Here is a 14,105-nt window from a genome sequence, read left to right as displayed (position 1 = left end):
CAAACTCCAAACTTCCCACTTTGTATATGTGGCTGTGTAACTTATTTACGGGTAGCGATGACAGAAGTACCTGTCATTTCTTCCGGTTTAGGCAATTGCATCAGGTCCAGAATCGTTGGCGCGATATCGGCCAGGATTCCACCTTCACGCAAGGTTACGTTAGCGTCTGTAACGATAAATGGAACCGGGTTCGTTGTGTGAGCAGTGAACGGACGTCCTTGCTCATCGAATACCATATCCGCGTTACCATGGTCAGCTGTGATGAGAACAACGCCGCCTTTGGCGAGTACTGCATCAACAACACGTCCCATGCACTCATCTGTCACTTCAACCGCCTTAATAGTAGGCTCCAGCATGCCGGAGTGTCCAACCATATCCGGGTTGGCGAAGTTCAGAATGATCGCATCATGTTTGTCCGCTTCAATCTCGCGAACACATGCGTCAGCTACTTCATAAGCGCTCATCTCCGGTTGCAGATCGTACGTTGCAACTTTTGGTGAGTTGATCAGCACGCGAGTTTCGCCTGGAAGCTCAACGTCGCGTCCACCGCTGAAGAAGAAGGTAACGTGCGGGTATTTCTCGGTTTCAGCAATACGCAGCTGTTTCTTGTTGTTCTGAACCAGAACTTCACCCAGTGTATTGTCGAGGTTTTTAGGCGAGTAAGCCACATAACCTTCAACCGTTTCACTGAACAACGTCAGGCAGACAAAGTGCAAGCCTTCTGGGAATTTCGGACCGCGGTCGAAACCACGGAAATCCTTGTTCGTGAATACTTGTGACAGCTGAATCGCACGGTCAGGACGGAAGTTCAGGAAGATAACGGAATCGCCGCTTTCCACCAAACCTACCGGCTCACCATCCGCTTTAACGATAACCGTTGGCTCAACGAATTCGTCAAATACGGACTTCTCATACGATTCTTCAACCGCTCTGAGTGGGTCGTTGTATTTTGGTCCATCACCATAAACGATGGCACGATATGATTTCTCAACACGTTCCCAACGTTTGTCACGGTCCATCGCGTAGTAGCGACCTTGAACCGTAGCGATTTGTCCTACACCGACTTCCTCAATTTTGGCGATCAGCTTCTTCATGAAGTCTTTACCGCTATCCGGCATAACGTCACGGCCATCCAGGAAGGCATGAATATAAACGTCATTCATTCCTTCTTTTTTGGCCAGATCCAGCATGGCAAACAGGTGGTCGATGTGACTATGTACGCCGCCATCAGACAACAATCCGTATAGGTGAAGCTTTTTGCCGTTTTGTTTCGCTTCGCGCACAGCTTTGACAAGTGTTTCGTTGTCGAAGAACTCTCCGTCACGAATTGATTTGGAGATACGGGTCAAATCCTGGTATACGATCCGGCCGGCACCAATGTTCAGGTGACCTACCTCGGAGTTCCCCATTTGCCCTTCTGGCAAACCTACAGCTTCACCGCAAGCAGTGAGAGTTGTGTGTGGGAATTGGCTCATGAAGCGATCGTAGTTCGGCTTTTTGGCTTGCGCTACTGCGTTGCCTTCCACCGTGTTACGAAGACCAAAGCCATCCATGATGATCAGTGCTACAGGTTTTGGAGCTGTCATTACTTCGCCCCCTCAACAAGCGCGATGAACGAAGCCGGCTGCAAGCTGGCACCGCCAACAAGCGCGCCGTCGATGTCGCTTTGTCCGAGGTATTCTGTTACGTTCTCTGGTTTAACACTGCCGCCGTATTGAATACGAACTGCACTTGCAACCTTCTCGTCGTACAGATCCTTCACCAGGCTGCGGATGTAAGCAATAACTTCATTCGCATCTTGGGATGTGGAGGATTTACCTGTACCAATCGCCCAGATTGGTTCATAAGCGATAACCACTTGTGCCGCTTGATCTGCAGACAAACCTGCAAAAGCAGCTTCCGTTTGCACTTTGCATACGTCTTTTGTTTGGTTCGCTTCGCGCTCTTCAAGTGTCTCACCAAGACAGAAGATTGGAGTCAATCCGTGACGGAATGCTGCATGCAATTTTTTATTGACAGTCTCATCGGTTTCCGCAAAATATTGACGGCGCTCCGAGTGACCAATGATTACATAATCCACGCTCAGGTCTTTCAGCATTACGCCGCTGATTTCACCAGTGAATGCACCGTTGTCTTCAAAGTGAAGATTTTGAGCACCAATTTTGATGTTTGTGCCTTTCACAGCTTCTACCAATGTAGGCAGATTCGTAAACGGTGCACAGATTACAGTCTCTACGCCTTCAACTTCCGCTTTTCCTTTAACTTCCTGAATGAAGTCATTGGATTCGGAAACCGTTTTGAACATTTTCCAGTTACCTGCGATAATCGGTGTTCTCATGGTTTTCAACTCCTTCATGCTATAGCTTAAAACTTACTTGTCGTTCAATGCAACTACGCCTGGAAGCACTTTGCCTTCCATGAATTCCAGCGATGCACCGCCACCTGTGGAGATGTGGTCCATTTTATCAGCCAGTTTGAACTTCTCAGCTGCTGCTGCGGAGTCGCCACCACCAATTACTGTGTAAGCATCGGTTGTTGCACAAGCTTCCGCCACTGCACGAGTACCGTGGGAGAAAGGCTCAATTTCGAATACGCCCATTGGTCCGTTCCATACAACAAGTTTGGAGTTTTTAACAACGTCAGCATAGATCTCACGTGTTTTAGGACCGATGTCGATACCTTCCCAATCTGCAGGAATGTCGCCAACTTCAACCACTTTTGTGTTTGCGTTAGCGCTGAAATCATCAGAAATGACGATATCTACTGGCAGATAGAAGTTTTTACCCAGTTTTTTCGCTTTTTCGATGAAGCCCAGAGCTACATCCAGTTTGGACTCATCCAACAGGGATTGGCCTACTTCGTGGCCTTGAGCCTTCATGAATGTATAGGACAATCCTCCACCGATGATTACGTTGTCTGCAATGTTAAGCAGGTTGTCGATTACATCGATTTTATCCTTAACTTTGGATCCACCAATGATTGCAGTGAAAGGACGCTCAGGGTTGGAAATGGCTTTGCCGAGCACGTCAAGTTCTTTCTCCATCAAAAGACCGGATACTGCTGGCAGCAAGTGAGCGATACCTTCTGTTGAAGCATGTGCTCTGTGAGCTGCTCCGAAAGCATCGTTAACGAAAACGTCAGCCAGTTCAGCAAATTGTTTTGCGAGTTCTGGATCGTTTTTCTCTTCGCCTGCATGGAAACGAACGTTTTCAAGCAACAACACGTCACCATTGTTCAGTTCAGCAACTTGCGCTTTAACGGTTTCACCGATGGAATCGTCAGCTTTAACCACTTTTTTACCAAGCAGCTCAGACAAACGCTCAGCCGCTGGAGTCAAACGCAAGGATTCCACAACTTCGCCATTTGGACGACCCATGTGGCTCGCAAGAATGACTTTCGCACCTTTTTCGATCAAGTAGTTGATCGTTGGCAGTGTTGCACGAATACGTTTGTCATCTGTAATTTTACCATCTTCGAGCGGCACATTGAAATCTACACGGACAAAAGCCCGTTTTCCTGTCAATTCGATATCGCGTACACTTTTTTTGTTCATCTGTATTTCCTCCGCACCCATGTATTTGGTGGACCGATCAGGAGCCCAAATCCCCTGTCAATCCTGGTGTTTTTGAGAAATTTGCAAAATGTTGATAGATAAAGAGCGGAAACAATAGCATCTGTTTCCGCTCTATGTTATTGCAGATATTACTTAATCATTTTTGCAAAGTGCTCCAAAGTGCGAACCAATTGAGCTGTGTAGGACATTTCGTTGTCATACCAAGCTACAGTTTTAACCAGTTGTTGGTCGCCAACAGTCAGAACTTTAGTTTGAGTTGCATCAAACAGGGAACCGAAAGTGATACCTTGGATATCGGAAGATACGATTTCGTCTTCAGTGTATCCGAAAGTTTGTGGATCGGAAGCTTCTTTCATTGCTGCGTTAACTTCATCAGCAGTTACTTTTTGTCCAAGAACAGTTACGAGCTCAGTCAGGGAACCAGTAGCTACTGGTACACGTTGAGCTGCACCGTCGAGTTTACCTTGCAGTTCAGGGATAACCAAACCGATTGCTTTAGCAGCACCAGTTGTGTTAGGGATGATGTTTTCAGCTGCTGCGCGAGCACGACGGAAGTCACCTTTAGGGTGTGGAGCATCCAATGTGTTTTGGTCGCCAGTGTAAGCGTGAATTGTAGTCATCAAACCTTGAACGATTCCGAATTTGTCTTGCAGTGTTTTTGCCATAGGAGCCAGGCAGTTTGTTGTGCAAGATGCGCCGGAGATTACAGTTTCAGTACCGTCGAGGATTTCATGGTTTACGTTGTAAACGATGGTTTTCATGTCGCCAGTAGCTGGTGCGGAGATAACAACTTTTTTAGCGCCGCCTTTAAGGTGCTTCTCAGCTGCTTCTTTCGTTGTGAAGAATCCAGTACATTCCAGAACGATGTCTACGCCCAGGTCGCCCCAAGGAAGTTCTTCTGGGTTACGGTTAGCCAGTACTTTAACTTCTTTGCCGTTCACTTTGAAGAAGCCGTCGTGTACTTCAACATCGCCATCGAAGCGACCTTGAGTTGTATCATATTTAAGCAAATGAGCCAGCATTTTAGCGTCAGTCAAGTCGTTGATTGCTACTACTTCAATGCCCTCTACATTTTGAATACGGCGGAATGCCAAGCGACCAATACGTCCAAAACCGTTAATACCTACTTTAATCATGAGTAAGTTCCTCCCAAGTTTTGATTTAATTTTTTTATGAAGCTATATATTCAAGACAGACGGTGAAGTCCGTCAAGACAACAAGAGTTGTGGTAAAAGAAAGTCTTTATTCCATTTCGGCAACGATGACTTCGGCAGCTGCCTCATCAATAATCAGAATATCTTCCTGTCCGAATCGCAGTACGGAATGAATGGCAGCTGCTTTACTTTTGCCGCCCGCAATTCCAATCACCACATCGGTCCGTTCAATATCCTGAAGTCGCATACCCAGAGTGAGCATGGTATGTACCACTTCACCCTGATCGTTAAAATAATAACCAAAGGATTCAGATACAGCTCCTTGCTCCTGAAGTTCTTCAATGATCTCCGTTGCAAGTTTGCGTCTTCGCGCCATCTCCACGGCATCACCGATTCCGTGAATTACGATGCGTGACTGTCTGATCAGCTGAAGAATCTCCTGGACGCTCGGGTCCTGAATTAACGATTCATAAGCATGATCACTAAGCAAATCCGGTACATGCAGGAGTTTGTATTGTGCCCCTACCCGTTTTGCCATTGTCGATGCAATCGTATTGGCCTGAATTTCGAGGCTTTCTCCCAATCCGCCGCGGGCCGGTACGAACCAGACACCTTTAAGCGATGTTGGCGGAGTCAGCTGCTCTGCTACTCCTGCCGTTGTTGATCCGCCTGTTACGGCAACAACGTCGTTATCATTCATTACTTGACTAAGAGCCTTCGCTCCAGCCTTACCCAGTTCCCGTTTGGCAAATGGAGAAATGTCCGAATCGCCGGGAACGACAACTACCTTTTGCAGACCGTAGGCTTGCTTGATGCGTTCTTCCAGCTCGGATAATCCGAACAGCTCTTTGGCTACTGGCTCTAACTGCTGCAGCAGATCATGCCCTGCCTCACTGATCTTCATCCCTGCACTGTCAATTTCAATAAGTCCCTGAGCCTTTAACAAATCGGTCTCAGCCCTCAGAACCCGCTCGGTCATCTGCATGGAATTGGCTAACGTCCTTCTCCCGATCACATCCGATAACATGATCTGGTGCAGAATCGTATACCTCTTTTTCAAGACATCCATGAGATCAGGCAGAAGCTGCTTTTGCACTTCTAAAATCGTTCGCATGCTTTCCACTCCCGCAAGCTTCTCGTTCCAAGCTCTCTTTCATGGCCCTAAAATGTCCCGGGTTAACTTTTTAAGTCCCACGTCTATTCTACCTAAAACTGACGTGACATGCAAGTGTTTCAAAAGCCTTATTTCACAACGTTTTGGCCCATTGTACGCGCTTATTTTCACAATCTCCAACTTCCAAAGGAAAGTGCAGCCACATTCATACCATATATAGAAGAAAACCAAAATTCACATCTATATATCGCTTCTATTGACTCCAGGATCGTGCTTCATGCAACCCGTCCAAAACTTCTCTTAGCATTTACTTAAATGCTCTCTTTATCCATTCTTCATCATCATGATCAATTTCAGGTCATTCCAAACCATAAGCTTGATCATATCTCTTGCATTTCAGAATCCCATGAGCTATAATCATTATTGCTGTCACATCAACGTGCGCCCGTGGTCCAATGGATATGACGTAGGCCTCCGAAGCCTGAGATCCAAGTTCGATTCTTGGCGGGCGCGCCATTCTTGATTAGTAGCTCATAACCCTTTTAACCAATGGAACCGTAAAGGTTTCTTTTTTTTCAAAGTTAGTTTGACTTTCTTTGACTTTTTGTTTGAAATTGTTTATGATGTGGGTAATACGGTAACAGTTTAAATAGATACACTATTCCATGTACATTTCCGAGGAGGTTTTTCACGTGAGTTATATTCCTATGGTCGTTGAACAGAGCAACCGCGGTGAGCGCGCCTATGACATCTATTCCAGATTGCTGAAGGATCGTATTATCTTTCTAGGTAGCGATGTAAATGACGTTGTTGCGAATGCCATCATGGCACAGATGTTGTTCCTCGCTGCGGAAGATCCGGAGAAAGACATTCATCTATACATCAACAGCCCAGGCGGATCCATTACAGCCGGTATGGCCATTTACGATACAATGCAATTTATTAAACCTGATGTATCTACTATCTGTGTAGGTATGGCTGCTTCCATGGGTGCATTCTTGCTCAATGCAGGTGCAAAAGGCAAACGTTTTGCACTGCCTAATAGTGAGATCATGATTCACCAGCCGCTGGGCGGCGCACAAGGTCAGGCTTCGGATATCGAAATCCGTGCCCGCCGCATTCTGAAAATGCGTGATACCTTGAATCGCATCATCGCTGAGCGCACAGGTCAACCACTGGAACGCATCGAGAAAGATACAGACCGTGACTACTTCATGAGTGCTGCTGAAGCTGCCGATTACGGTATCATTGATAAAGTCATCGAAAACGTTGGCTCCCAAGGCGTATAAGCCGAGGTAACTGTATATTGAAGATAGGAACAGGCCAATCTGATTGACCTGTTCATACTACGAAGAAGCGCCCCTTGTCATCAACATGACGAGGGGCGCTCTTTTTTTAAGAATGATATCGAATAATTACTTAGCTGCAAGTCCACTGAATGGCTGTGTACCTTTAGGGAGTAACTCTTTGTACGTAAATGGGAATTCCGGGAAACCTTCTGCATAAGCAGTATATTCGTACAGTTGGAAGAAGACAACTACCCCTGTAGGCGTTACATAAAAGTCCTGATCCTTGTTCAGCCCTTTATAGCCGTCCAGGTAACCACCGCGAGCTTTAAGCTGTTCACCAACTTTTTTGCCAAGTGTATCGCGCATCGTCTTGTTGTTTTGCAGCACATCATCAAGACTCAGCTCTTTACCTGTATCAAGCGCAAAGGTGTGACCTGTCCGTGTAGTCATCCCGTGGGCTCCGGCATAATCCTCGTAACGCTGAGTAACCAATCCCAGCACGCCGTTTTCGTTGTACGTCACCACATAGGTGCTCTCAAATGCATATGGACGGTTGGCTGCTGCCGTTCCGTATTCGGCCGTTTGCTTCTTGAAAGCAGCTACGAATGTATCCACTTCGTCTTTCAACACTTTGTTGATTGCCGCTTCGGCTTCATCGCTAGCAAGTCCACTCACCTGTGGATATTGAATATCTACCTCAGCATTTTTGATGTCGACTTTCACAGTTGCTGATTTCACTTTTACGCTATTTTGCTTCACTTTGCTCAGCGCCAGTGTTTTGGTTTTACCATCCCAGTTACCTTGAACTCCCAAATAATCTCTCATCGCCGAAAAAGGAATGTACAGACGTCCCTTGATCAGCTTCGCTTCAACGTTAGGATAATAATTATTTACTCTTAGCGACGGTTCACCATCCGCCAGGCTGATTTTCATCGTGTTATTCGCTGCAGTCAGTGCGTACTCTTTTGTTTTTGCGTTATAGGTTAACGTACCACCAGCCACATCTTTAACAGCAGTGAGGGATACCCACGTGGATCCACCTTGTAGAAGTCCCTTTTGTGTCAACGTTTTGCCTGCAGACTTTAATGTCACATCTGTGGATGCCGTAACTTTGGAAGTAACCGAAGCTGCCTGCACGGAGTTATCCTGCCATACCGCCCCACTACCTACAATGATTCCTGCCGCGAGTAATGCACTTGTCCACTTTTTCCATGATGTCATATATAAAACTCCTCTCGAATTTGCCTAGGGTTCATTGCGTATGTATCCTGATCGCATGTCTCATACGCTCACCTCTTTATTATAATTAACCCAATTCAGGAAAGGTTTACAGCACCAGTTACAATGTTGTTCAATCCAAATCCATTTGGTAAAGGTTTTGTCACGAACAAATATACAAAAAAGACATCAAATCATCGTCATTATTCTCGTTGAAGCAAGGTGGTTGGCACCTAACTTCATTAAAGCTCGTGTTTATAACAAAAGAGACCCTGCCCGATGGACACAGTCTCTTCATATCTTCATCTACGTCTAAGTTTATTTCATTTCATACGTAATGTTGAGCGTCGTGCTCACTTTTACCTGACCTGTTTCAATTTCTGTACCCGCAGCAGACTGTGCCATATCCTTGGCCACCGAACTTTCTGTTGCATAGAATACAGGCACGTTGGCATCACCTTGGGTCACAGATAACACAGCCCCCAATTGACGTTTAACTGCTTTGGCAATCGCTCCTGCTTTCACATCTGCATTGGCTACTGCCTTCTCGATCACTTGTGATTCGAAGTTTTCCGGATTTTCTACCGTAAAGCGTACATTCTCGATATTGTTGGCACCTGCCTGCGAAGCAGCATCCAGCAGTTCACCAATCTTGTCCATCTCGCGGTACGTAATCGTCAGCGTATGATGAGCGGTATAGCCTTTAACTTTCTGACCTTCTTTTTCGCTATACGTATAGTTTGGCTGTACATAGAATTGACTGGTCTGAATGTCGTCTGCACTGATTTTCCACGTATTCTTCAGCAGGTTGGATACCTTTTGAATTTTTGCGGCATTTGCCTTCTGGGCGGAGGCTGCTGTCTCAGCTGTGCTATTCACACCGATCGATAGATAAGCGATATCCGGCTTTACCTGAATCTCCCCTTTCCCCACGACATTAATCACATTTTGCTGTACCCCTTGTACTTCTGCAGCATAGGCATAATTCCCCGGTGCCACCCACGCTGTACCACCCACGAGCAATGTTCCTGCCACCAATACCGCACCTAGCGGTTTCATCCATTGTTTACCCATTACGCATAGCCTCCTTATATTTAAGATCTCAATCTCAAAGCAGTTTGATACCCTAACAGACGGAGGTATTTTCCAAAATGTTGCACTTGATTATCCCTATAACGCAAAAAAGCCCCTTGCGGGACTTCTTCATGTCATGTTAATCATATCTTATTGGTTTTCAAGTTCTTCCTTGCTCACCAAACTCACTAAAGCGTTTACAGCCTGTTCGGCGTCCGCGCCTTCAGCACTAATTTGGATTTCTGTACCAGTACTGATTGCAAGGCTCATGATCCCCATGATACTTTTTGCATTAACTTTTTTGTCGTCCTTCTCGACGAACACTTCAGATGAGTACTTATTCGCTTCTTGAACGAACAGTGCCGCAGGTCTGGCATGGAGACCCGTTTTCAAACGGACAACTACCGGGTGCTTTGTCATGGAAACTTACCCCCTATTAGAAATCTAGACATTAAATACACAATTATATTTATAACATTATACCATTAACCCGCGCAGGACACTAGAAGAAAAAAAACCAGAACAATTCTGACTATTCAACCAGGTCCAAATCCGTTAACCGTGACGTTCATTCCGCACTTTCTCAGCCAACTCGTCAATCTTGCGAAGCCGATGGTTGACACCCGATTTGCTGACGGTACCTTTTAACAGCTCGCCAACTTCCTTCAGGTTAATGTCAGGATGCGCCAGTCTGACCTCTGCGACTTCACGCAGCTTCTCAGGCAAAGACTCCAAACCGACTTCCTTTTGCAGCAGCTTGATATTATCAATCTGTCTTACTGCAGCTCCGATCGTCTTGTTCAGATTAGCTGTCTCACAGTTGACGATCCGGTTAACGGAATTACGCATATCCCGCATAATCCGTACATCCTCAAACTTGAACAAGGCTTGATGCGCACCAATGATGCTGAGCAGCTCAATAATTTTCTCGCCTTCCTTAATGTATAGGATGAATCCCTTTTTACGTTCTATACACCGGGCGTTGAGATGAAATTCATTAGCCAGGTCCACGAGGGCCTGACAGTGCTCTTCATACATGGATGCGATCTCCAGGTGATACGAGGATCCCTCAGGGTTGTTGACCGAGCCACCCGCCATAAACGCGCCGCGTAGATAAGCCCGTTTACAACAGTTTTTCCGTAACAGCTCCTGATTAATTCCTGGAGTAAACAAAAAGCCTTCCGATACAATGTACAGATCCTTTAATATCTCCTGTACCATGGACGGAATACGAACAATATATACATTGTTCTTTTTCAGCCGCATTTTTTTGCGGACAAGCAATTCCGTATGCACTTGAAAATGCTTTTTAAGCAGAGAGTATGCCCGTCTTGCGATCGCGGCATTCTCCGTCGAAATATCCAAGATCACTTTTTTATTCGATAACTGCACCGCACCTAGCATACGGATGAGGGCTGAAAGTTCCGCCTTTTCGCAGCACGGTTCGCTCTCAATCATGGTTAATTCTTTTTTGGTCTGTGCTGCAAACGACATGGGACTTCACCTCTTCCGTAACATCCAATTTTGGACCAGCTGATAGATGTGGTGACTAAGCTTATCGGCATCATGACGCAGATAAGTTCTAAACAGAACGAGTGTATCCGCAACCACCTGATAGCCGGAACTTTTTAGTACATCCATATCCAAAACAACCGGTTTGGCTCCTTTTTCCGCATACCTATTCTGTACCTGCAGCGGAATTTCACCATTATTAACAATAACATAGTCAAAGAGCTGATGCCCCACGTGCTCATGAACCGCCTTGAGGTGGTCACTTACCGTATAGTTATCCGTCTCTCCAGGCTGTGTCATGACATTACATATAAACATCTTCACGGCCTCTGCCTCGACGACAGCCTCTGCCAGTTTGGGAACTAACAAGTTAGGCAGAATGCTCGTATACAAGCTGCCTGGCCCAATCAGGATGGCATCTGCTTGTCGAATAGCCTCCACAGCCTCTGGCAACGGCTCCACGTGATCCGGTTCAAGGAAAACGCGTTTAATGCGCCCGCCTGCTTCAGGGATCTTGGACTCGCCTGTAACAATTGAGCCATCCTCCATCTCCGCATGCAGCACAACCGCCTGCCCAGCTGCCGGCAAAACCTCACCGCGAACGGCAAACACGCGGCTAAGTTCCCGCACTGCGGTTACGAAGTCGCCTGAAATATCCGTCATTGCAGCCAAAATCAAATTACCCAGGCTGTGGCCTGCAAGCCCCGCGCCTGTATTAAAACGATATTTTAGCATATCCGATAGCAATGGCTCAACATCAGCCAGCGCCGTAAGCACGTTACGAATGTCGCCCGGAGGCGGCATTTGCAGTTCGTTGCGCAGGATGCCTGAACTTCCACCGTCATCTGCAACCGTGACGATGGCCGTGATGTCCAGCGGCTTCTCTTTCAAACCGCGCAGCATCACGGATAACCCGGTTCCGCCGCCCATTACAACAATTCTCGGACGTTCTCTTCGTGGTCCGGCTTCTTTCATCCCTTCACCCTCTTCAATGACGATCACGGTCAGCGTCGCGATGGCTCACGGTAACAGCTTCAGTTTCGCTGCTTCCCAACATTTTGCCCAAATATTCGGATATGGCTACCGAACGATGCTTGCCGCCGGTACATCCAATCCCGATAATCACCTGACTTTTACCTTCCTTCCGATATTGCGGAATCAGGAAGTGCAGCATATCGAGCAGTTTGGTCAAAAACGACTGTGTTTCAGGCCATTTCATGACATATTCATATACATCACTATTCTGCCCCGTATTCGGACGTAAATGATCAATATAATGCGGATTTGGCAGGAAACGAACATCAAACACCAGATCCGCATCGATTGGAATGCCATATTTAAATCCAAACGACGTGATATTCACCGACAGCATATGACTTTCCAAATGAGAAAAGCGGGAAATAATCCGCTCTTTTAGTTGCGCCGGCTTCATCGTACTTGTGTTCAGTACCTGGGTAGCCGAATTCTTAAGCTCCTCCAGCATCTTGCGCTCCAGACGGATGCCGTCAAGCGGCATGCCCTCAGGAGCCAGCGGATGTCTGCGTCTGCTCTCCTTGTAGCGCTGTACAAGGACGGAATCAGTAGCATCCAGGAATAAAATTTCGCAATGAATGGTAAAATGATCTTTTATATAGTTCAAAGACTCGGACAAAGCCGTAAAGAATTCCCGTCCCCGCAGGTCAATCACGAGGGCTACCTTACCGATCTTGCCGTTCGATTGTTCAATCAGTTCCGCAAATTTCGGAATCAACACCGGTGGCAGATTATCCACGCAGAAAAAGCCGAGATCTTCCAGGCTCTGTACCGCAATCGTTTTGCCTGCTCCGGACATGCCCGTAATGATAATGAGCGTGGCGCCTGTGCCCGGTGAAACTTCACCTTCAAGCATAAATGTCCCCTCCTTATCATATTGCTGCCTAATCATATGGTTCCGAGGTTACTAAGAACGCAAGAGAAGTCCTGCCGCGCCAACAATTCCCGCATCGTTGCCCAGAGTTGCTTCCAGGATCTGAACACCCTCCTGCAGCGGTTCAGGTGTCAGTTTCGCAAATACAGCACGTACTTCGTCAAACAGGATATTACCGGCTTTGGATACACCGCCCCCGATGATGAACATTTCCGGGTTTATGACTGCAGCAACTGCCGCCATGGATTTACCCAGATAGAATGCAGCACGGTTTACGATGCGCAGAGCCACTTCATCGCCAGCTTTGGCTGCATCGAATACTTCCTTGGCTGCAATTTTGTCCACAAGCGCAAGTGACGTATGATCGCCGCGTTCTACCGCATCCTTAGCCATACGGATAATACCCGTTGCGGACGATACGGTTTCAACACATCCCATTTTACCACAACCACATTGAATGGCTTCCAGATCAGGCACAACACTGACATGACCCAGTTCTCCCGCCATGCCGGAAAATCCCTGATAGATTTTGCCGTTCAGTATCAAGCCTCCGCCAACACCTGTGCCCAGCGTGTAGCATACGCAATTTTCCACACCTTTGCCGGCACCTGCCCAAGCCTCACCCAGTGCAGCAACGTTAGCATCGTTATCTATTTTGACTGGCTTGCCCAGACGCTCTTCCAGAATCGAACGAATGGCTACATTCCGAAATCCGATGTTAGGAGCGAGAACGATAATACCCTCGCGTACATTCGTGAACCCGGCTACCCCAGCCCCTACACCTTCAAGCTGTTCCCAGCTATATGGCGATTCTGCCACGATATGACGGACATACTTCTCGATGTTGGCGATGACCGTATCTACGCCCTTATCCACTTCTGTCGGCCCTTCATACGTATGCATAAGCTGACCTTGTTCATTGCATATACCGACCTTGATTGCTGTTCCGCCGAGATCGACCCCAACGTAGATTTTCTCAGACATGCCGCAAGCCACCTTTATCTATCTAAAATAGTTTAATCCTACGTACCAACTATAATTGAAGGATACGCCTGGGTCAAGACGATAAGACCATTGATACAGAACGCTTCGCCGCGATTGTGAACCCTATCACATCCGTATCATGTATACGTATACAACCTCTCCTCTCTTCTACCAAAACGCAAGCTTTCATGCTTCCCTACTAGAAAGCGAAGCCTCAACTCATGATATTTCATGATCACTCGTTCCATGCGTAAAAGATGACAGTTGTCACCTGAAAGTC

At 46.8% G+C, this 14,105-nt stretch carries 13 protein-coding genes and 1 tRNA gene; 2 read left to right on the top strand and 12 right to left on the bottom strand.

From position 1 onward, the window contains the following. Nucleotides 1–41: 41 nt before the first annotated feature. The 5 genes from gpmI to MHB82_RS00920 form a co-directional block, all read right to left on the bottom strand. The gene (gene gpmI, locus MHB82_RS00940) at nt 42–1,586 is read right to left on the bottom strand and encodes a 2,3-bisphosphoglycerate-independent phosphoglycerate mutase (RefSeq protein ID WP_095362033.1); all 1,545 of its coding nucleotides are present in this window, start codon (nt 1,584–1,586) and stop codon (nt 42–44) included. Beyond that, on the bottom strand, nt 1,586–2,338 hold the full coding sequence (gene tpiA / locus MHB82_RS00935) for a triose-phosphate isomerase (RefSeq protein WP_341173586.1): 753 nt from the start codon (nt 2,336–2,338) through the stop codon (nt 1,586–1,588). Before tpiA ends, gpmI begins: the two co-directional genes overlap by 1 nt. A 33-nt stretch (nt 2,339–2,371) precedes the next feature. After that, the gene (locus MHB82_RS00930) at nt 2,372–3,553 is read right to left on the bottom strand and encodes a phosphoglycerate kinase (RefSeq protein WP_095362034.1); all 1,182 of its coding nucleotides are present in this window, start codon (nt 3,551–3,553) and stop codon (nt 2,372–2,374) included. A gap of 149 nt (nt 3,554–3,702) precedes the next feature. Then, entirely contained in the window at nt 3,703–4,710 is a 1,008-nt protein-coding gene (gap, locus tag MHB82_RS00925; protein ID WP_095293026.1) for a type I glyceraldehyde-3-phosphate dehydrogenase, read from the bottom strand. 106 nt (nt 4,711–4,816) lie between these two features. Continuing rightward, on the bottom strand, nt 4,817–5,842 hold the full coding sequence (locus MHB82_RS00920; protein WP_095362035.1) for a sugar-binding transcriptional regulator: 1,026 nt from the start codon (nt 5,840–5,842) through the stop codon (nt 4,817–4,819). Between the two features lie 441 nt (nt 5,843–6,283). On the opposite strand from MHB82_RS00920, the gene MHB82_RS00915 reads away from it, so the two are divergent. Beyond that, nucleotides 6,284–6,358 (top strand) — tRNA-Arg (locus MHB82_RS00915). Nucleotides 6,359–6,534: 176 nt separating this feature from the next. Continuing rightward, nucleotides 6,535–7,131 (top strand): ATP-dependent Clp endopeptidase proteolytic subunit ClpP, encoded by a 597-nt coding sequence (gene clpP / locus MHB82_RS00910; protein WP_095362036.1) that lies wholly within the window; start codon nt 6,535–6,537, stop codon nt 7,129–7,131. Between the two features lie 126 nt (nt 7,132–7,257). Here clpP and MHB82_RS00905 read toward each other — a convergent pair whose 3' ends face one another. The 7 genes from MHB82_RS00905 to MHB82_RS00875 all read right to left on the bottom strand — a co-directional run bounded on the left by MHB82_RS00905 (nt 7,258) and on the right by MHB82_RS00875 (nt 13,825). Then, complete coding sequence (locus MHB82_RS00905) at nt 7,258–8,352, bottom strand: PdaC/SigV domain-containing protein (protein ID WP_341173585.1); 1,095 nt, start codon at nt 8,350–8,352, stop codon at nt 7,258–7,260. 315 nt (nt 8,353–8,667) lie between these two features. Further along, nucleotides 8,668–9,423 (bottom strand): SIMPL domain-containing protein, encoded by a 756-nt coding sequence (locus tag MHB82_RS00900; protein WP_095362038.1) that lies wholly within the window; start codon nt 9,421–9,423, stop codon nt 8,668–8,670. Between the two features lie 150 nt (nt 9,424–9,573). Beyond that, nucleotides 9,574–9,843 carry an HPr family phosphocarrier protein gene (locus MHB82_RS00895; RefSeq protein ID WP_017691248.1) on the bottom strand — a complete coding sequence of 90 codons (270 nt, stop codon included), beginning with the start codon at nt 9,841–9,843 and terminating at the stop codon, nt 9,574–9,576. A gap of 135 nt (nt 9,844–9,978) precedes the next feature. Then, nucleotides 9,979–10,917, bottom strand: a complete 939-nt coding sequence (whiA, locus tag MHB82_RS00890; protein ID WP_095293015.1) for a DNA-binding protein WhiA — start codon at nt 10,915–10,917, stop codon at nt 9,979–9,981. A gap of 6 nt (nt 10,918–10,923) precedes the next feature. Further along, nucleotides 10,924–11,910 (bottom strand): gluconeogenesis factor YvcK family protein, encoded by a 987-nt coding sequence (locus tag MHB82_RS00885; RefSeq protein WP_095293013.1) that lies wholly within the window; start codon nt 11,908–11,910, stop codon nt 10,924–10,926. Between the two features lie 13 nt (nt 11,911–11,923). Continuing rightward, complete coding sequence (gene rapZ, locus MHB82_RS00880; protein ID WP_095293011.1) at nt 11,924–12,823, bottom strand: RNase adapter RapZ; 900 nt, start codon at nt 12,821–12,823, stop codon at nt 11,924–11,926. A 51-nt stretch (nt 12,824–12,874) separates the two neighbouring features. Then, on the bottom strand, nt 12,875–13,825 hold the full coding sequence (locus MHB82_RS00875) for an ROK family glucokinase (RefSeq protein ID WP_095362039.1): 951 nt from the start codon (nt 13,823–13,825) through the stop codon (nt 12,875–12,877). Between the last annotated feature and the right edge of the window lie 280 nt (nt 13,826–14,105).

Origin of the sequence: Paenibacillus sp. FSL K6-2862, from assembly GCF_038005125.1 — a bacterium.
Classification (GTDB): Bacteria; Bacillota; Bacilli; order Paenibacillales; family Paenibacillaceae; genus Paenibacillus; species Paenibacillus illinoisensis_A.
This window is presented reverse-complemented; position numbering and strand designations above follow the sequence as displayed.